General features: G+C 65.9%; 24 protein-coding genes. 20 read left to right on the top strand and 4 right to left on the bottom strand.

Going from position 1 to position 16,250, the window contains the following annotated elements; genetic code table 11:
• Positions 1-47: 47 nt before the first annotated feature.
• From nifB to AC51BJ_RS00635, 16 genes are read left to right on the top strand one after another with little or no spacing between them, the layout of a single operon-like run.
• Positions 48-1,622, top strand: a complete 1,575-nt coding sequence (nifB, locus tag AC51BJ_RS00710) for a nitrogenase cofactor biosynthesis protein NifB (RefSeq protein ID WP_304000510.1) — start codon at positions 48-50, stop codon at positions 1,620-1,622.
• A gap of 53 nt (positions 1,623-1,675) precedes the next feature.
• A complete protein-coding gene (locus tag AC51BJ_RS00705; RefSeq protein WP_019916611.1) occupies positions 1,676-1,885 on the top strand; it encodes a 4Fe-4S binding protein in 210 nt (69 codons plus the stop codon).
• A gap of 7 nt (positions 1,886-1,892) precedes the next feature.
• Positions 1,893-2,318: a HesB/IscA family protein gene (locus AC51BJ_RS00700; protein WP_019916612.1), complete on the top strand. Its 426-nt coding sequence runs from the start codon at positions 1,893-1,895 to the stop codon at positions 2,316-2,318.
• Positions 2,319-2,328: 10 nt separating this feature from the next.
• Positions 2,329-2,889 carry a tetratricopeptide repeat protein gene (locus AC51BJ_RS00695; RefSeq protein WP_496278998.1) on the top strand — a complete coding sequence of 187 codons (561 nt, stop codon included), beginning with the start codon at positions 2,329-2,331 and terminating at the stop codon, positions 2,887-2,889.
• Positions 2,886-3,686 (top strand): 4Fe4S-binding leucine-rich repeat protein, encoded by an 801-nt coding sequence (locus AC51BJ_RS00690; RefSeq protein WP_496278997.1) that lies wholly within the window; start codon positions 2,886-2,888, stop codon positions 3,684-3,686. The genes AC51BJ_RS00695 and AC51BJ_RS00690 overlap by 4 nt, the downstream gene beginning before the upstream one ends.
• Complete coding sequence (locus AC51BJ_RS00685; protein ID WP_019916615.1) at positions 3,679-4,032, top strand: nitrogen fixation protein NifZ; 354 nt, start codon at positions 3,679-3,681, stop codon at positions 4,030-4,032. Before AC51BJ_RS00690 ends, AC51BJ_RS00685 begins: the two co-directional genes overlap by 8 nt.
• A complete protein-coding gene (locus tag AC51BJ_RS00680) occupies positions 4,025-4,294 on the top strand; it encodes a nitrogen fixation protein NifZ (RefSeq protein ID WP_496278996.1) in 270 nt (89 codons plus the stop codon). The genes AC51BJ_RS00685 and AC51BJ_RS00680 overlap by 8 nt, the downstream gene beginning before the upstream one ends.
• Before the next feature lie 14 nt (positions 4,295-4,308).
• Positions 4,309-4,680: a DUF3024 domain-containing protein gene (locus AC51BJ_RS00675; protein ID WP_430435260.1), complete on the top strand. Its 372-nt coding sequence runs from the start codon at positions 4,309-4,311 to the stop codon at positions 4,678-4,680.
• Positions 4,677-5,813, top strand: a complete 1,137-nt coding sequence (locus AC51BJ_RS00670) for a cysteine desulfurase family protein (protein ID WP_496278995.1) — start codon at positions 4,677-4,679, stop codon at positions 5,811-5,813. The genes AC51BJ_RS00675 and AC51BJ_RS00670 overlap by 4 nt, the downstream gene beginning before the upstream one ends.
• Positions 5,814-5,843: 30 nt before the next feature.
• Complete coding sequence (gene nifT / locus AC51BJ_RS00665) at positions 5,844-6,059, top strand: putative nitrogen fixation protein NifT (protein WP_019916619.1); 216 nt, start codon at positions 5,844-5,846, stop codon at positions 6,057-6,059.
• 1 nt (position 6,060) lies between these two features.
• Entirely contained in the window at positions 6,061-6,324 is a 264-nt protein-coding gene (locus AC51BJ_RS00660; RefSeq protein ID WP_024300786.1) for a hypothetical protein, read from the top strand.
• Between the two features lie 14 nt (positions 6,325-6,338).
• On the top strand, positions 6,339-7,487 hold the full coding sequence (locus tag AC51BJ_RS00655) for a DegT/DnrJ/EryC1/StrS family aminotransferase (RefSeq protein WP_024300787.1): 1,149 nt from the start codon (positions 6,339-6,341) through the stop codon (positions 7,485-7,487).
• A gap of 21 nt (positions 7,488-7,508) precedes the next feature.
• The gene (locus AC51BJ_RS00650) at positions 7,509-8,342 is read left to right on the top strand and encodes an SIR2 family NAD-dependent protein deacylase (RefSeq protein ID WP_024300788.1); all 834 of its coding nucleotides are present in this window, start codon (positions 7,509-7,511) and stop codon (positions 8,340-8,342) included.
• Positions 8,343-8,394: 52 nt separating this feature from the next.
• Positions 8,395-8,691: a 2Fe-2S iron-sulfur cluster-binding protein gene (locus AC51BJ_RS00645; RefSeq protein WP_019916623.1), complete on the top strand. Its 297-nt coding sequence runs from the start codon at positions 8,395-8,397 to the stop codon at positions 8,689-8,691.
• A gap of 50 nt (positions 8,692-8,741) precedes the next feature.
• Positions 8,742-8,975 (top strand): hypothetical protein, encoded by a 234-nt coding sequence (locus AC51BJ_RS00640; RefSeq protein ID WP_019916624.1) that lies wholly within the window; start codon positions 8,742-8,744, stop codon positions 8,973-8,975.
• 19 nt (positions 8,976-8,994) lie between these two features.
• The gene (locus tag AC51BJ_RS00635) at positions 8,995-9,360 is read left to right on the top strand and encodes a ribonuclease HepT family protein (protein WP_496278993.1); all 366 of its coding nucleotides are present in this window, start codon (positions 8,995-8,997) and stop codon (positions 9,358-9,360) included.
• Between the two features lie 12 nt (positions 9,361-9,372).
• Here the strand turns inward: AC51BJ_RS00635 and AC51BJ_RS00630 are convergent, their stop codons facing one another.
• Positions 9,373-9,672 (bottom strand): DUF6156 family protein, encoded by a 300-nt coding sequence (locus AC51BJ_RS00630; protein ID WP_496278992.1) that lies wholly within the window; start codon positions 9,670-9,672, stop codon positions 9,373-9,375.
• A gap of 22 nt (positions 9,673-9,694) precedes the next feature.
• Here AC51BJ_RS00630 and AC51BJ_RS00625 point away from each other — a divergent pair, with 22 nt between their 5' ends.
• Positions 9,695-9,856 (top strand): hypothetical protein, encoded by a 162-nt coding sequence (locus AC51BJ_RS00625; protein ID WP_198291268.1) that lies wholly within the window; start codon positions 9,695-9,697, stop codon positions 9,854-9,856.
• Between the two features lie 28 nt (positions 9,857-9,884).
• On the opposite strand, the gene AC51BJ_RS00620 is transcribed toward AC51BJ_RS00625, so the two are convergent.
• The 3 genes from AC51BJ_RS00620 to AC51BJ_RS00610 form a co-directional block, all read right to left on the bottom strand.
• On the bottom strand, positions 9,885-10,316 hold the full coding sequence (locus tag AC51BJ_RS00620; RefSeq protein ID WP_496278991.1) for an ArsC/Spx/MgsR family protein: 432 nt from the start codon (positions 10,314-10,316) through the stop codon (positions 9,885-9,887).
• 164 nt (positions 10,317-10,480) lie between these two features.
• The gene (locus tag AC51BJ_RS00615) at positions 10,481-11,074 is read right to left on the bottom strand and encodes a hypothetical protein (protein ID WP_019916629.1); all 594 of its coding nucleotides are present in this window, start codon (positions 11,072-11,074) and stop codon (positions 10,481-10,483) included.
• Positions 11,055-11,522: a group II truncated hemoglobin gene (locus AC51BJ_RS00610; RefSeq protein ID WP_496278990.1), complete on the bottom strand. Its 468-nt coding sequence runs from the start codon at positions 11,520-11,522 to the stop codon at positions 11,055-11,057. The genes AC51BJ_RS00615 and AC51BJ_RS00610 overlap by 20 nt, the downstream gene beginning before the upstream one ends.
• A gap of 457 nt (positions 11,523-11,979) precedes the next feature.
• On the opposite strand from AC51BJ_RS00610, the gene nifH reads away from it, so the two are divergent.
• The 3 genes from nifH (at position 11,980) to nifK (ending at position 16,089) form a co-directional block, all read left to right on the top strand.
• Positions 11,980-12,855, top strand: a complete 876-nt coding sequence (gene nifH, locus AC51BJ_RS00605) for a nitrogenase iron protein (protein ID WP_024300793.1) — start codon at positions 11,980-11,982, stop codon at positions 12,853-12,855.
• A gap of 109 nt (positions 12,856-12,964) precedes the next feature.
• Positions 12,965-14,419 carry a nitrogenase molybdenum-iron protein alpha chain gene (gene nifD / locus AC51BJ_RS00600; protein ID WP_019916632.1) on the top strand — a complete coding sequence of 485 codons (1,455 nt, stop codon included), beginning with the start codon at positions 12,965-12,967 and terminating at the stop codon, positions 14,417-14,419.
• 110 nt (positions 14,420-14,529) lie between these two features.
• Positions 14,530-16,089: a nitrogenase molybdenum-iron protein subunit beta gene (gene nifK / locus AC51BJ_RS00595; RefSeq protein ID WP_024300794.1), complete on the top strand. Its 1,560-nt coding sequence runs from the start codon at positions 14,530-14,532 to the stop codon at positions 16,087-16,089.
• Positions 16,090-16,250 lie beyond the last annotated feature (161 nt).

Below are 16,250 nucleotides of genomic sequence, written 5' to 3'. Positions count from 1 at the left end.
CTCGTTTGCCAGCCCACATCGCGCGTCAGCAGAACAAGGAGTAGGTCATGGAAAGTGCAGCAGCGAGCTATGTCAGCCTGGCTGACCTGAAGTCCAGCCACAACGTGCTGGCCACGCCGGCGGAAGCGCCGGCTCATGTCGGCTGTGGAACCTCCGGCGGCGAAGGCAAGGCCAGTTGCGGAACGTCCGCCGGGCCGGACGACATGCCGGCCCATGTGTGGGACAAGGTGAAGAATCACCCCTGTTATTCGGAAGAGGCCCATCACCACTACGCCCGCATGCACGTCGCGGTGGCGCCGGCCTGCAACATCCAGTGCAACTACTGCAACCGCAAGTACGACTGCTCGAACGAGTCGCGCCCCGGCGTCGTGTCGCAGAAGCTGACGCCGGAACAGGCGGTCAAGAAAGTGGTGGCGGTGGCCAGCGAAATTCCGCAGATGACGGTGCTCGGCGTGGCCGGTCCCGGCGACTCGCTGGCCAACCCGAAGAAGACCTTCGACACCTTCCGCATGCTCCAGGAGCAGGCACCCGACATCAAGCTCTGTCTGTCCACCAACGGTCTGGCGCTGCCCGATCTGGTCGACGAGATCTGCAAGTACAACATCGACCACGTGACCATCACGATCAACATGGTCGACCCGGAGATCGGCGCCAAGATCTATCCGTGGATCTTCTGGGACCACAAGCGCATCACCGGCGTCGAAGCTTCGCGCATCCTGCACGAGCAGCAGATGAAGGGGCTGGAAATGCTGACCGCCCGCGGCGTGCTCACCAAGATCAATTCGGTGCTCATCCCGGGCATCAACGACGCGCACATGATCGAGGTGAACAAGGCGGTTAAGGCGCGCGGCGCCTTCCTGCACAACATCATGCCGCTCATTTCCGAAGCCGAGCACGGCACCGTGTTCGGCCTGACCGGTCAGCGTGGTCCGACCGCGCAGGAGCTTAAGGCGGTCCAGGACGCCTGCATGGGGGGCGCCAACCTGATGCGCCACTGCCGCCAGTGCCGCGCCGACGCGGTCGGCCTGCTGGGCGAGGACCGCAGCGAGGAATTCACGCTCGACAAGATCGAAGAGATGGAAGTGGTCTATGACCTCGACCGCCGCCGCACCTACCAGGAGCGCGTCGAGGCCGAGCGTCAGGCGCAGCACGCCGCCAAGGTCGAAGCGCTGGCGGCGACCGAAGGCAACGAGGCGGCTAAGGACATCAAGGTGCTGGTCGCTGTGGCGACCACAGGCGGTGGCCGGGTGAATCAGCACTTCGGTCATGCCGACGAGTTCCAGATCTTCGAAGTGTCGGCGGGCGAAGCGCTGTTCGTCGGTCACCGTCGGGTCGACCTGTATTGCCAGGGCGGCTATGGCGAGGACGAGCAGCTGCCTTCCATCGTCAATGCGATCAACGACTGCCACGCCGTGCTGGTGTCGAAGATCGGCGCCTGCCCGCGCGACGAGCTCAAGGGCGCGGGCATCGAGCCGGTCGATGCCTATGCCGACGAGTTCATCGAGAAGGCCGCGCTGTCGTGGTTCGCCGACTACACCGGCCGGGTCGCGCGCGGCGAGATCGCGCACGCCGAGCGCGGCGACGCATCGATCCGCCAGGGCGCCTTCACCGCCGCCGCCTGACGTTTCCGGATGGACCGCGGCGAGCGCCGCGGTCCGAGCGAAAGGAGAGAACCATGTCTTTGAAGATCATTGCCAACCTCTGTACGGGCTGTTCGGCCTGTGAGCCGGAATGCCCGAACGAGGCGATCAGCGAGCTCAAGAACCTGTTTGTGATCGATCCCGACAAATGCACCGAATGCGAAGGCGATTACGACACCCCGCAGTGCGTCGCGGTGTGCCCGATCGACGACTGCATCCTCCCACTCCAGACCCAGGCTGCCTGAGGACAACATGACCCAACTGACCCTGACGCCGGCTGCGGCGAAATTCATCCAGCGCATGGTGCGCTTCTCCGGCGAACCGGAAGGCGCCGGCTTCCGCCTGCTGGTCAGCGCCGGCGGCTGCTCCGGCCTGAACTCCGAGTTCTCGGTCGTGGCGGCACCACAGAGCGGCGACTCGGTGGTCGAGGCCTCCGGCGTGCGGCTGTTCCTGCCGGCCGAATCGCGGCTGCTGCTCGAAGGCGTGACCGTCGATTTTGCCGACACGCCGACCAAGAGCGGGCTCACCTTCATCAACCCGAACCAGGCACCGTGCGCATGCAGCAGCAGCGCACCGGCCGGCGCGCCGGGCGTGCAGCAGCATGCGCACGGTCACGGCCATGGCCACGCGATGCCCGGCGTCGCGACGGTCGGCCTGGACGCCATCCGTCGCGGTTGAGGAGGCGGTCATGCCGGCGATCGATGCACACGACGATCTGGCCGACCCCGGCCTCGCCGTGCTCGGACGCGGGCTGCCACCCGAGGCCGAGGCGCTGATCGCGCGCGCCGGCCTGATCCGCAACCGGGTGGCCGAAGCGCAGGCCCTGCTCGACGAGGCGCACGCGCTGGCACCGTCGCACCCGGCGACGCTGATCGCGCTTTACCGCTTTCATTTCTACGGCAACCGGCTGCGCGCGGCGCGCGACGTCGGCGAGCGCGCCATCGCCTGTGCGGCGGCGGCGCTCGGTCTGCCGTTGGACTGGCGGCGGGTCGAGGCCGACGCGCGCTTTCGCGCGCTGGAGCCGATGCCGCGCTTCTGGCTGTTCTCGCTCAAGGGCTATGCCTATCTGAGCGCACGCCTGGGCGAACTCGACGTCGGGCGCGCCGCGCTGGCGAGGCTGGCGGTGATGGATCCTGACGACAAGATCGGTCACCGGGTGATCGGCGACGTGCTCGCGCGCATGGGACGCGACGACCTCGGTTACGAGGACTGTCCGGACATCGCGGAGCCGGTCGGAGTCACGCCATGATGAGCACCTTGCCGCAGGCCTCCTACGACCCGTCGGACGACATCCCGCCGCTTGCATGGAGCGGCGAGGAACTGGACTGTTCTCTGTGCGACGCGCTGTCGCAGGGGGCGCGCTGCGAACGCGGACACGCCTGCGTGCAGGACCGCTACGCCAAGCGCATCGACCGCTTCTTCCGCTGGAACCCGGGCCTCAGCAACGCCTTCCTGCATCACCCCTATTTCGAAGTGCGCGCCATCGCCTGTCGCCGCGCCGACGTATTCCATCTGCAGTCGCTGATCGACGACGAGGACGAGACGGTGCGCCTGTCGGTGGCGGTGCGGCTGCCGCTCACGCAGGTGGTGAAGCTGCGCGACGACCCGCACCGCGAGGTGCGCATCCGTGTCGCCATGCGGCTCGAAGGGCGCGAACTGCTCGCCATGGCCGGCGACGAGGACTACTACGTGCGCAAGCTGGTGGCGCAGCGCCTGCCCGCGGCACTGCTGCCGCGCATGCTCGACGACAGCGATCCCGAAGTCAGGCTGGAGGCGGTGCGGCGCCTGGACATGCCGGCATTGCTGCGCATGTGCGACGACCCGGAGATATCGATACGCAAGGACGTGGCGCAGCGGTTGCCGACGGCCCAGCTATACCGCATGGCGCACGACCCCGCGTGGGAGGTGCGCTGGATCGTGGCCGGCCGTGCCGGCCGGGCGCTCGCACTGCAGATGTCGGCCGGCGACGAGGAAGCGGATGTGCGTGCCGAGGCGCGCGCTCGGCTGGACGAACTGAATCGGGAACAAGGAGATCGACATGGGTGACATCAGTCGCGACAGCGATACCGTCGAACTGACCGCGCCGCCGGTATTCAAGTACGGCGAGCGCGTGGTGAGCCGCTACACGATACGCAACGACGGCACCTACTGCGGCAAGGATATCGGCGAGGTGCTGGCGAAGAAGGGCGACGTCGGCTTCGTCACCTCGATCGGCACCTTCCTGCAGCAGTACTACATCTACGCCGTCGAATTTCTCGGCACTGGCCACCGGGTCGGCATGCGCGGACGCGAACTGGTGTCGCTCGACAACCTGCCGCCGCACGTGGTCGAGGTGCTGGGCGAGCGCGTCCATCAACTGGCAGCCATCAAGGTGGGAGGCGACGGTGTTTGAATTGCGCGAACCGAAGTTCCGCTGGGGTCAGCGCGTTGCGGCGCTGATCGATCTGTACAACGACGGCTCCCACCCGGAGGTGCCGCTGGACGCCCTGCTGGTGGCGGAGGGCGCGGCCGGCGAGGTGGTGCAGATCGGCCACCACGAAGAAGCCAACATTCCGATTTACATGGTCGAGTTCGCCGACGGTCCGAGCGGTGTCGATGGCGCGCCGCGCCCCTGCGTGATCGGCGTGCTGGAAGAGGAGATCGCACCGGTCTGACCGGTGCGCGCGCGATGAACGTCCATGCCCTGAGCCCGCTCCGCAACGCGCCTGCGCCCGTCGGCAGCGTGGTCGTGGCCGAGACCGAACTGCTGCGCCGGCGCGTGCTGCGCGCGCTGGCTGCCCGCGAGCGCTATCGCTACGTGCATCCGGCGCTGCACGACACCGACGACGGCTGGATCATCACCAGCCCCTGCTGCTCGCGTAATGTCGATCCGGAGGGCGGAACGATAGACATCGCGCGCATCCGCCACGAGGACGCGAGCTGGGTGCTCTATGCCTGCGACCACCTGCTGGGCGGCTGGGTGCACCACTCGCGCTCGAACAGCCTCGATCGCCTGCTCGACCTCATCGTGCACGACCCGCACCGGGTGTTCTGGCCATGATCTATCTCGATCACAACGCGACCACACCACCGCTGCCCGAGGTGATCGAGGCGGTGACCGCGTGCCTGCGCGATGACTGGGGTAATCCTTCGTCCAAGCACGGCTTCGGTCAGCGCGCGAAGTCGGCGCTGGCGGCCGCGCGCGCCGAGGTGGCGGCGCTGGCCGGCACGCAGCCGGCCGAGGTGGTGTTCACCAGCGGCGCAACCGAAGCGAACAACCAGGTGCTGGCCGGCGCGCTGTCGCGTCCCGGCGTGCCGCCGCGGGTGCTGCTGTCGGCGGTCGAGCACGCTGGCTTTCTGAAGGCGGCACAACGCATGCGCGACTTCGGTGTCGAGGTCGAACTGTTGCCGGTGGATGGGCGAGGTGTGCTGCGCCTCGACGCACTGCACGCCGCGCTCGAACGCCCGGCCGCGCTGCTGTCGGTGATGGCGGCCAATAACGAGACCGGCGTGCTGCAGCCGGTGGTCGAGGTCGCCGCCGCCGCGCGCGCGGCCGGCGTGCCGCTGCATGTCGACGCCACCCAGCGGGCCGGTCGCCTGCCGCTGGATTTCGCCGGCTGGGGCGTGGACCTGATGTCGATGTCCGCCCACAAGTTCGGCGGCCCGAAGGGCTGCGGTGCGCTGGTCGCTCGCAAGGGACTGATCTGGCCGGCGCTGCTGCCGGGCCTGCAGGAACGCGGCCGCCGCGGCGGTACCGAGAACATGCCGGGTATCGCCGGCTTTGCCGTCGCGGCGCGTCAGGCGCGCGTGTCGATGCAGGCCGAAGCGCTGCGCCTGGGTGCGCTGCGCGACGCGCTCGAAGACGCGCTGCGCGAAACGCTGACGGGACTGACGGTGTTCGGCGAAGGCGCGCCGCGCCTGCCCAACACGCTGTTCATCGCCGTCGCCGGCCAGTCGGCCGACCGACTTCTGGGCCGGCTGGAGCGCGAAGGCATCCTCGCTGCGTCGGGGGCGGCCTGTTCGTCCGGCGGCAGCGAGCCGTCGCACGTGCTGGCCGCGATGGGCGTGCCGCCCACGCTCGCACGCGAGGCGATCCGCCTGTCGCTCGGTCGCGACACCGACGGCGAACACCTCGCCCGTGTCGTCCATGTACTGCGCAGTCTGCAATCCGAAACGGCCGCCGCTGCGGCCTGAACTCGACACGTCACCACGAGGAAGTCCGCCATGAAAGTCATGATCCGCAAGAGCAGCAAGGGCGAACTGTCGCTCTACGTGCCGAAGAAGGACCTGGAAGAACCCATCGTGCAGATGGAGCGCCCGGACATGTGGGGCGGCCAGATCACGCTCGCCAACGGGTGGACGCTGGACCTGCCCGAGATGGCCGCCGACACCCGGCTGCCGATCACGGTGGAGGCCCGCCTCACCGGCGGACGCGAGTGACGTGGCGCTGAGTGCAGATCAGTTGGGCGAGATCGCCCGCATCGCGCTGGCGGCACCGACGCTGGGCGAAGCCATCGCCGGCGTGCGCCTCGCCCTGCCCGGCGTGCGCGCTTCGGCGGTCGATGCCTTCGACATGCGTGGCGAGACGCCGGCGCTGCGCATCGGCGACCGCGATCTGTTCCTGATGCACAGCGACGGACATTGCTGGTCGGTCACGCCCGACCCGCTGGCGGCGCACGGCATCGTGCTGACCCAGCACACCTGAACCGGGAGATGAACATGGACAGCGACTGGATACCGCTTTCACTCGCCGACGTCGGCGAACGCGAAGCACAGCTGGTGGAGCAGGTGATGCGTTCCGGCCGGCTGTCGGGTGGCCCGATGGTGGAAGCCTTCGAGTCGGTGTTCGCCGACCTGCACGGGCGCCGCTATGCCGTGGCCGTGTCGAGCGGCATGGCGGGTGCCTGGATGGCGCTGCGCGCGCTCGGCATCGGCCCCGGTGACGAAGTGATCGCCAGCGCCTACAGCTGGCACCACATCGCGCACGCCATCGTGCATGCGGGTGCCACGCCGGTACTGGCCGACATCGACTACTGGTCCGGTGCGGTGGCGCCGGAATCGGTGCTGACGCGCATCACGCCGAATACGCGCGCCATCATCGGCAACAACTGCAACGGCCATCCGGCCGCCTGGAAGCCGCTGCGCGACATTGCCGACGCGCACGGGCTGGCGCTGATCGAGGATTCGACCGAAGCGATCGGCTCGCGCTACCTCGGCGAACTGGTCGGCACCTTCGGCGACCTGTCCATCTTCGACTTCTCGCAACCGCTGGCGCTGAACTGCGGCGAGGGCGGCATGGTGCTGACCGACGACGCGCGCCTGGCCAGCGAACTGCGCTACCTGCGCGCGCACGGGCTGAGCGACCGCAATTCGGTGTCGGTCGGCAGCCGCGTGCCCTTCTCGGCCAACATGAGCGACGTCACCGCGGCCATCGGCATCGCCCAGGCCGAGCGCATCGACGAAATCCACGCGCGGCGCAAGCAGGTCGAGGTCTGGTACCACGAACAGATGCAGACCTTCGAGGGCATCAAGCCGCCCTATCTGGCGCAGGACGTCGATGAGGTGCACTGGATGCTCTACGTCGTGCATCTGGGCAAGCGCTTCACCGCCAGCGCGCGTGCGCAGCTGATCGAGGATCTCGACACCGAAGCGATCGAGGCGGCCGCCTACAGCCGGCCGCTGCACCAGCAGTTCCATTACCAGAGCTACGGCTACAAGCGCGGCCAGCTCGCCAACACCGACCGCATCGCCGATCGTTCGCTGGCCTTGCCCTTCCACGGCTTCATCGAGCAGGACGAAGTGCGCTTCGTGGTGAAGACGCTGAAGGACGCGGCCACCAACGTCGGCGCTGGCGCCGCCATCTACTGAACCGCGTTACGAGGACGAGTCATGACATCCCCCCTGACCCAATTGCCGGCCGAGATCGAAGCAGGGCTGCGCGCCGGCCGCGTCGTGCCCTATCTGGGCCCCGGCATGCTGTCGCTGGTGCCGCAGTACGCGGTGCCCGGTACGCCCGAGGCGCTGGTCGCGCTACTCACCGCCAAGGTGTCGGTGCCGCACAAGATACGTGGTCGGCTGACCCAGGCGGCGCAGTTCATCGAGAACTTCAAGCACCGCAAGACGGTGGTCGATCTGATGAACAACGCCTTCGCGGCAGCCCCGTCGGCCTCGCCGCTGCATGCCTGGCTGGCCAGCCTGAATCTGCCGCTCATCGTCGACACCTGGTACGACGAGGCGATGTCGACCGCGCTGCACGAGGCCGGCGTCAAGTGGGGCGAGGTGCAGGGCCTGTCGCAGTCGGAACACTTCGGCAGCTGGACCGGCTGGTACGACCGCGACGGCAATCCGCTGCCCGATCGCGCGCCCGACTGGGCGACGCTGCTGTACAAGCCGATCGGTTCGACCAGCCCGGCCGGCAACTATCTGGTGTCGGATTCCGACTATGTCGAGGTGCTGACCGAGATCGACATCCAGACGCCGATTCCGCAGGAAGTGCAGGCGCTGCGCAGCGGTCGCAGCTTCCTCTTCCTCGGCTGCCGCTTCAACGACCAGCTCACCCGTTCGTTCGCGCGCCAGATCATGAAGCGCTCGAGCGACCGTCACTGGGCGCTGCTGCCGGATGAGCCGACGCGGATGGAGGCGAAGTTCCTGGCCGAACAGAACATCACCCGCATCGCGCTGCCGCTGGACAGCCTCGCCGCCGTGTCGGCGCAGGCGGCCTGAGCGCGGCGCATCGCCTACCGATTTCACACACACACCGACAAGGAGAAGCGCCATGCCACAGCTCACCATCATGCCGTCGGGAACGGCACTCGAAGTCGCACCGGGAACCACCCTGCTCGCCGCCATCCTGTCCGCCGGCGAGAAGCTGATCAGCAAGTGTGGCGGTCAGGCCCAGTGCGGCGCCTGTCACATCGCGGTCAACGAGGGGCGCAAGAGTCTGTCGAAGACGACGCGCGCCGAGAACGAGAAGCTCGACGCGCTGGTCGGCGTCAGCTCGAAGTCGCGCCTGGCCTGTCAGGCGCAGATGGGCGAAGAGAACGTGACGGTCGAGCTGCTCAGCTTCGTCTGATCGCGTCCACGCCACCCCGACAAGAACCGGACAACAGGAAGAACGCCATCATGAGTTACGACGCAATCAAGGCCGATCGCGGCCTGTGTACTGGCAACCGCCTCGGCGCTGCCGGCAAGTGCAACGGCCAGACCTTCCAGTGCGAATGCGGCCATGTCGGCTGCCGCCAGACCTATGACGACAGCTGCACCGGACAGGCCTTCTCGGCCGGCTGGCGCTGCGTCAAGTGCGGCGCGGTCGGCAAGATGACGCGGCTGAACTACGAATACCGCATCGGTGCCTGAGTCGCGAGGCTCGACGGCGATGACCGAAGCGCTTTTCAGTGCAGCGTCGCTGGCCATGCTGGACGAGGCCTGCAGCGGCGTGCTCATCCTCGGCGAGGGGCTGGAGCGCGACGAGTTCCTGTCGTCGCGGCTGACCCGCGCCGAGGTGGGCCGGTTGCTGCTGATCATCGCCCGGCTGATGGACGGCCTGCCGGCGGAAGCCAGCCGTCGTCTGCCGGAGATCGACTGGGCCGGCTGGTCATTGCTGACGCGCACGCTGCCCGACCAGGGGCCGGCCAGCGACGAAACGCTGTGGTTCGCCCTCACCTCGCTGGTGCCGGCCACGCTGATGTGGCTGCGGCTCTACCGTCAGCGCGAGCCTGAGCTGTTCGCGTTCGCCGGCTGAGGTGCGTGCCTTTCAGGCGGGAAAGTCGACCACCTGCGGGTCTTCGTCGCCGATGACGATGCAGGCACGCAGCAGACGGCCGTCGGCGCTCCAGCTGTATTCGTGACTCATTTCGGTCTCGCCGTACACCTTCTTCTCGGCGCGGACGATGCGGCCAGCCGTGTCGTAGTCGACCTGGAACCAGGTGTTGCGGTTGCGCAGCGCGTCCGGCTGCAACTCTTCGGCGAACTGCAGCGGCAGTTTCACGCCGCGGTAGGTGAGGAAGTAGCGGGTGGTCGTCGAGGGCGAAGGGGAGCGCGATGGCGAGGACATGGGTGAGCGGATGTCGATGACAGTGAAACAGCTGATCGTGGCCTTGCAGGGGCTGCCGGCCGACGCCACCGTGCTGCTCGAAGGTGACGACGGCTATTCCCCGCTCGGTGCGCTGGAACTGCTGGGCAACGGAGGCGTGCTGCCCGACGAGGTGGTGCTGCAGCCGGACATGACGCCGGACTGAGCGGCGTCGCCGCCCGAGCGAACGGTCTTCATTCCGGCGGGCGGCACGACTGCATGCCGCTGGCGGCACAGCCTTCCGACGTTTCACGCAGCCGTGCCGCGGCGTCCGGCGTGAGCCCTATCCAGCGGTCCACTGCCGGTGGATCGAAACCGACCCGCCGCTCCGCGCCCACCTGCAGCAGCGGCCGCCGTATCAGCAGCGGCTCGGCCAGCAGCAGCGCCAGCGCCTCTGTCCGGCCGAGCGATTCCGGTTGCACGTCACCGCTCTTCACGCGCGGCGCAGCGCGGTTGAACCAGTCGGCCACCGGCAAGGGGTCGAGGAAGTCGAGCAATGACGCCGCTGTCCATGGCTCGGACAGCAGACTGCGCACCGAAAGCTGGTGGCCGGCGTCGCGCAGCCACTGCTTCTGCCGCGCGTTGCCGGCACAGCCGGGCTTTTCGAAAAAGACAATGTGGGCCATCTCACCGATCCATCAATGCGACGCGCCGCCCGCAGGGCCGCCCCAAGGGGTGTAGCGGGGGTTTCGGCGAGCACTGCTCGCCGCCCGCGCAACCGGTCGGCTGTGCAAAGCCGACCGTGGAACTGCGCAGCCTCCATGGGGGCTGCGAGCGTGGGGGCCCACACTCAGACCGGGCGGTTTTCGTACAGATTGCGCACCGGGCCCATCAGCTTCAGACCTTCCTCGTAGCTGATCTCCGGGAACTTGCCGGTGAACTTCATCGCGGCGTCGACGACCGCGTCCAGCTTGCCGGCGGTGTCCAGCTTCTTCAGGTCGTTCTTCTCCAGATAGAGCAGTTCCAGCGTCTCGTTATAGACGGTGGCTTCGTCGATCGGCAGCACGTGGAAGGTCGCACCGCCGTACTGCACCTGGTACTTCTTCGACAGGTCGATGTTGTCGCAGAACACGATGTACTTGCCCTGCGGCGACAGCGCATCGCCCAGTACTTCGGCCAGCATCTTCAGGTACTCGAAGGACAGCAGGAAGCAGGTCAGGAAGGCGATGTGCGTTTCGCCCTCGTGCGCCGCAGCCATCACCTGGTCGCTGCTGATTTCGGGCGGACGGGCCTCGTCGGCGAACTGCTGCGCGAACTTCAGCGCGATGTCGCCGCGGAAGCCGACACGGCCCGGCTTGTGCGTCGGTCCCTTGAACACGGCGTTGAGCAGCCGCTTCTCGTTTTCCAGTGCGGCAAAGGCGGAGCTAGCGATGGTGATGCTCATGGTGATTCCCCTGATCGTTGCGGATGAAATCCGCGGTCTTGAAAAAGGCCTGCTCCAGTTGCATGCGCAGTTCGCCGTCGCTGACGACTTCCTGCAGGGCGGTGCGCATGCAGTTCATCCACGCGTCGCGTTCGGCCGGGCCGATCGCGAATGCGAGGTGCTTGCGCCGCAGACGCGGATGGCCACGTTCGACCGAGTAGCGCTGCGGACCGCCCATCCATTCGACGAGGTAATTCACCAGCACGCGCTTGACGTCGGTGAGGTCGACACCGTGCATGGCGCGTATGCCCTGTGCGTCCGGGCGTTCGCTCATGTGCGCATAGAAGCGGTCGACCAACTGAACGATCACCGCTTCGCCACCGATGCGGGCGAAGTGCGGGTTCTGCGTACCTGCGGTCGAACTGACCGAAGGCGCGGCGACCGGGACGACGGGTTCTTGCGTGGACATGGACGTGTCTTTGCTGGGCGGATGCGTGACCACAGCAAGTGCCGTACCCGTTGCGTCTTCCTGGTCCGGCATCAGGCCTGACTGCGCGCCGGAACGCCCGCCGGCGCGCCCGATGACGCATTGGCCACGCAGCCGGGGTGGCCCTGTGTCGGCTCTGTCGCAGCCCGGTCAATCCTCACAGCGCTGGGCTGATTGTCGCGTTTGTCGTACCGCCCGGCGACTCATGTGAACGTCGATATGAATCTCTGAAACGACGTCTGCAAGCCGTTTATCGATAACGCATGGTGAATGGCACGGCAGTTGCTGAACAGGCCATGCACCGACCATGACTTGCCGCCAATGGCTGACCACGAAGACCAACAATGGGCACAAGGGGCTGCATCCGGTGGCGCGGTACGTGGCCAATGATCGCTTGGTCAGCGGCAATCAACTGTTCATCGACTCAGGAGAATCAAACATGGCATCTCTCAGACAAATCGCCTTCTATGGCAAGGGCGGCATCGGCAAGTCGACCACCTCCCAGAACACCCTGGCCGCTCTGGCCGAAATGGGTCAGAAGATCCTCATCGTCGGCTGCGACCCGAAGGCCGACTCGACCCGCCTGATCCTGCACGCAAAGGCACAGGACACCATCCTGTCGCTGGCCGCCGAAGCCGGTTCGGTCGAGGACCTGGAACTCGAGGACGTCATGAAGATCGGCTACCGCGACATCCGCTGTGTCGAATCCGGTGGCCCGGAACCCGGCGTCGGCTGCGCCGGTCGCGGTGTCATCACCTCGATCAACTTCCTCGAAGAGAACGGCGCCTATGACGGCGTCGACTACGTGTCCTACGACGTGCTGGGCGACGTGGTGTGCGGTGGCTTCGCCATGCCGATCCGCGAAAACAAGGCGCAGGAAATCTACATCGTCATGTCCGGCGAAATGATGGCCATGTACGCCGCCAACAACATCTCCAAGGGCATTCTGAAGTACGCCAATTCGGGTGGCGTGCGCCTGGGCGGCCTGGTGTGCAACGAGCGCCAGACCGACAAGGAACTGGAACTGGCCGAGTCGCTGGCCAAGATGCTGGGTTCGCGTCTGATCCATTTCGTGCCGCGCGACAACATCGTCCAGCACGCCGAGCTGCGTCGCATGACGGTGCTCGAGTACGCGCCGGATTCCAAGCAGGCCAACGAGTACCGCGATCTGGCGCAGAAGGTTCACGCCAACGCCGGCAACGGCACGATTCCGACCCCGATCACGATGGACCAGCTCGAAGACCTGCTGATGGAGCACGGGATCATGAAGCAGGTCGACGAATCGGAAGTCGGCAAGGCTGCCGCCGCCGCCTGAGCACCCGAGAGTCGAGGGTCGGGAGCCGCGGGCGTCGCCCGCAGGCTCCCGGCCTCCGCCGGCGACAACCGTGGTTCTCTACCCTCAGCTCTCGACAAGGAGTGATCAAATGAGCATGACCATAGACGAAAAGAAGGCCCAGAACGCAGCGCTGATCGAAGAAGTGCTGAAGGCCTATCCCGAAAAGACCGCGAAGAAGCGCGCCAAGCACCTCAACGTGCACGAGGAAGGCAAGCCTGACTGCGGCGTCAAGTCGAACATCAAGTCGCTGCCCGGTGTGATGACCATCCGCGGCTGTGCCTACGCAGGTTCCAAGGGCGTGGTGTGGGGCCCGATCAAGGACATGATCCACATTTCCCACGGCCCGGTCGGTTGCGGCCAGTACTCGTGGGCGGCTCGCCGCAACTACTACATCGGCGTCACCGGTGTGGATACCTTCGTCACGATGCAGTTCACCTCCGATTTCCAGGAGAAGGACATCGTGTTCGGCGGCGACAAGAAGCTGGAAGTCATCATGGACGAGATCCAGCAGCTGTTCCCGCTCAACAAGGGCATCTCGGTGCAGTCCGAGTGCCCGATCGGCCTGATCGGCGACGACATCGAAGCGGTGTCGAAGAAGAAGTCGAAGGAATACGACGGCCACACCATCGTGCCGGTGCGCTGCGAAGGTTTCCGCGGCGTCAGCCAGTCGCTGGGTCACCACATCGCCAACGACGCCATCCGCGACTGGGTGTTCGACAAGACCGAGGACAAGCGCCCGGACTTCGTGTCGACCCCGTACGACGTGGCCATCATCGGTGACTACAACATCGGCGGCGACGCTTGGTCCAGCCGCATCCTGCTCGAAGAGATGGGCCTGCGCGTGATCGCCCAGTGGTCGGGCGATGGCACCATCGCCGAGCTGGAGAACACGCCCAAGGCCAAGCTCAACGTGCTGCACTGCTACCGCTCGATGAACTACATCTCGCGGCACATGGAAGAGAAGTACGGCATTCCCTGGGTGGAATACAACTTCTTCGGCCCGTCCAAGATCGAGGAATCGCTGCGCGAGATCGCCTCGCACTTCGACGACAAGATCAAGGAGAACACCGAGAAGGTGATCGCCAAGTACAAGCCGCTGATGCAGGCGGTGATCGACAAGTACCGTCCGCGCCTGGAAGGCAAGAAGGTGATGCTGTTCGTCGGCGGTCTGCGCCCGCGTCACGTCATCGGCGCCTACGAGGATCTGGGCATGGAAGTGGTCGGCACCGGCTACGAATTCGGCCACAACGACGACTATCAGCGCACCACGCACTACGTCAAGGACGGCACGCTGATCTATGACGACGTCACCGGCTACGAATTTGAGAAGTTCGTCGAGAAGGTGAAGCCCGATCTGGTCGGTTCCGGCATCAAGGAAAAGTACGTGTTCCAGAAGATGGGCGTGCCCTTCCGTCAGATGCACAGCTGGGACTACTCCGGTCCGTACCACGGCTACGACGGCTTCGCCATCTTTGCCCGCGACATGGACATGGCGATCAGCTCGCCGATCTGGGGCCTGACCAAGGCTCCGTGGAAGAAGTAAGCGCAGTGCAACGTAGGGTGGGTTGAGGGCACCGAAACCCACCGTTCCCGACATCCGTGTCGCAGGGCGGGGCGCAGCCCCTGCCCACCCTACACTCAGGAGTGTTCAACATGCCTCAATCAGCCGACAAGATCCTCGACCACGAACTGCTGTTCCGCGAACCGGAATACCAGCAGATGCTGGCGGACAAGAAGTCCCAGTTCGAGTTCAACCACGCCGACGCCAAGATCCAGGAGATCGTCGAGTGGACCAAGACCGAGGACTACAAGCAGAAGAACTTCGCTCGTGAAGCGCTTACGGTCAATCCCGCCAAGGCCTGCCAGCCGCTGGGTGCCGTCTATGTCGCCAACGGCTTCCACAAGACCCTGTCCTTCGTGCATGGCTCGCAGGGCTGTGTCGCCTACTACCGTTCGCACTTCTCGCGTCACTTCAAGGAGCCGACCTCCTGCGTGTCGTCGTCGATGACCGAGGACGCGGCCGTGTTCGGTGGCCTGAACAACATGATCGACGGCCTCGCCAACTCGTACAACCTGTACAAGCCGGACATGATCGCGGTGTCGACCACCTGCATGGCGGAAGTTATCGGCGACGACCTGAACGCCTTCATCAAGACCTCGAAGGAAAAGGGCAGCGTGCCGGCCGAGTTCGACGTGCCGTTCGCCCACACGCCGGCCTTCGTCGGCAGCCACATCACCGGCTACGACAACGCGCTGCTCGGCATCCTGCGTCACTTCTGGGACGGCAAGGCCGACACCGCCGCCAAGCTCGAGCGCAAGGCGGACGAGTCGATCAACTTCATCTTCGGCTTCGACGGCTTCGTCGTCGGCAACATGAAGGAAATGAAGCGCATCCTCGACCTGTTCGAGATCGACTACAACATCCTGTGCGATCCGTCCGAGGTCTGGAATACGCCGACCGATGGCGAGTTCCGCATGTACGAGGGCGGCACCACCAAGGAAACGGTCGAGCGCGCGATCAACGCCAAGGCCACGGTCATCTTCCAGGAGTTCTGCTGCGAAAAGACCGCGAAGTTCATCGCCGAGCATGGTCAGGAAGTGGTGCTGCTGAACAGCCCGATCGGCGTCGCCGGCACCGACAAGTTCCTGATGGAACTGTCGCGCCTCACCGGCAAGCCGATTCCCGAGGTGCTGGAGAAGGAGCGCGGCTACCTGGTCGACGCGATGGCCGACTCGCAGGCTCACCTGCACGGCAAGCGCTACGCCATGTACGGCGACCCGGACATGATGCTGGGCCTGACCGAGTTCCTGCTGGAACTGGGTGCCGAGCCGGCACACATCCTGGCCACCAACGGCGAGAAGGAGTGGGAGGCTCGGGTGCAGAAGGTGCTGGATGCCTCGCCCTACGGCGCCGGCTGCAAGGTGTACCCGAAGCGCGACCTGTGGCACATGCGTTCGCTGCTCTACACGGAACCGGTCGACTTCCTGATCGGCAACACCTACGGCAAGTATCTGGAACGTGACACCGGCACCCCGCTGATCCGCATGGTGTTCCCGATCTTCGATCGTCACCACTACCATCGCTACCCGATCTGGGGCTACGAAGGCGGCATGCGCGTGCTGGTGATGCTGCTCGACGAGTTCTTCGAGTCGATCGACGTGAACACCATCGTTCCGGGCAAGACCGACTACTCGTACGACATCATCCGCTGATACAGCGTCCTCTCGCGCCGCGCCGGCATGCATCATGCCGGCGCGGCGTTTTTTTGGGGCAGGATGCATGCATTGCCCCGGGCTCCCGCACCAGCTCTGGCGCGCCCCTTGTGGGAGCGGCCTTGGCCGCGATGCTGCCATGGCACGTCGCCGCCTCCGAT

The organism is Methyloversatilis sp. S146-33, from assembly GCF_059552495.1.
The sequence above is the reverse complement of the archived record's forward strand: the minus strand, read 5'-3'. Positions and strand labels throughout refer to the sequence as shown.

What these genes read in the sequence shown, in the direction of transcription:
- nifB (WP_304000510.1), top strand. Translation starts at nt 48, where the DNA reads ATGGAAAGTGCAGCAGCGAGCTATGTCAGCCTGGCTGACCTGAAGTCC.
- AC51BJ_RS00705 (WP_019916611.1), top strand. Translation starts at nt 1,676, where the DNA reads ATGTCTTTGAAGATCATTGCCAACCTCTGTACGGGCTGTTCGGCCTGT.
- AC51BJ_RS00700 (WP_019916612.1), top strand. Translation starts at nt 1,893, where the DNA reads ATGACCCAACTGACCCTGACGCCGGCTGCGGCGAAATTCATCCAGCGC.
- AC51BJ_RS00695 (WP_496278998.1), top strand. Translation starts at nt 2,329, where the DNA reads ATGCCGGCGATCGATGCACACGACGATCTGGCCGACCCCGGCCTCGCC.
- AC51BJ_RS00690 (WP_496278997.1), top strand. Translation starts at nt 2,886, where the DNA reads ATGATGAGCACCTTGCCGCAGGCCTCCTACGACCCGTCGGACGACATC.
- AC51BJ_RS00685 (WP_019916615.1), top strand. Translation starts at nt 3,679, where the DNA reads ATGGGTGACATCAGTCGCGACAGCGATACCGTCGAACTGACCGCGCCG.
- AC51BJ_RS00675 (WP_430435260.1), top strand. Translation starts at nt 4,309, where the DNA reads ATGAACGTCCATGCCCTGAGCCCGCTCCGCAACGCGCCTGCGCCCGTC.
- AC51BJ_RS00670 (WP_496278995.1), top strand. Translation starts at nt 4,677, where the DNA reads ATGATCTATCTCGATCACAACGCGACCACACCACCGCTGCCCGAGGTG.
- nifT (WP_019916619.1), top strand. Translation starts at nt 5,844, where the DNA reads ATGAAAGTCATGATCCGCAAGAGCAGCAAGGGCGAACTGTCGCTCTAC.
- AC51BJ_RS00655 (WP_024300787.1), top strand. Translation starts at nt 6,339, where the DNA reads ATGGACAGCGACTGGATACCGCTTTCACTCGCCGACGTCGGCGAACGC.
- AC51BJ_RS00650 (WP_024300788.1), top strand. Translation starts at nt 7,509, where the DNA reads ATGACATCCCCCCTGACCCAATTGCCGGCCGAGATCGAAGCAGGGCTG.
- AC51BJ_RS00645 (WP_019916623.1), top strand. Translation starts at nt 8,395, where the DNA reads ATGCCACAGCTCACCATCATGCCGTCGGGAACGGCACTCGAAGTCGCA.
- AC51BJ_RS00640 (WP_019916624.1), top strand. Translation starts at nt 8,742, where the DNA reads ATGAGTTACGACGCAATCAAGGCCGATCGCGGCCTGTGTACTGGCAAC.
- AC51BJ_RS00635 (WP_496278993.1), top strand. Translation starts at nt 8,995, where the DNA reads ATGACCGAAGCGCTTTTCAGTGCAGCGTCGCTGGCCATGCTGGACGAG.
- AC51BJ_RS00630 (WP_496278992.1), bottom strand. Translation starts at nt 9,672, where the DNA reads ATGTCCTCGCCATCGCGCTCCCCTTCGCCCTCGACGACCACCCGCTAC.
- AC51BJ_RS00620 (WP_496278991.1), bottom strand. Translation starts at nt 10,316, where the DNA reads ATGGCCCACATTGTCTTTTTCGAAAAGCCCGGCTGTGCCGGCAACGCG.
- AC51BJ_RS00615 (WP_019916629.1), bottom strand. Translation starts at nt 11,074, where the DNA reads ATGAGCATCACCATCGCTAGCTCCGCCTTTGCCGCACTGGAAAACGAG.
- AC51BJ_RS00610 (WP_496278990.1), bottom strand. Translation starts at nt 11,522, where the DNA reads ATGTCCACGCAAGAACCCGTCGTCCCGGTCGCCGCGCCTTCGGTCAGT.
- nifH (WP_024300793.1), top strand. Translation starts at nt 11,980, where the DNA reads ATGGCATCTCTCAGACAAATCGCCTTCTATGGCAAGGGCGGCATCGGC.
- nifD (WP_019916632.1), top strand. Translation starts at nt 12,965, where the DNA reads ATGAGCATGACCATAGACGAAAAGAAGGCCCAGAACGCAGCGCTGATC.
- nifK (WP_024300794.1), top strand. Translation starts at nt 14,530, where the DNA reads ATGCCTCAATCAGCCGACAAGATCCTCGACCACGAACTGCTGTTCCGC.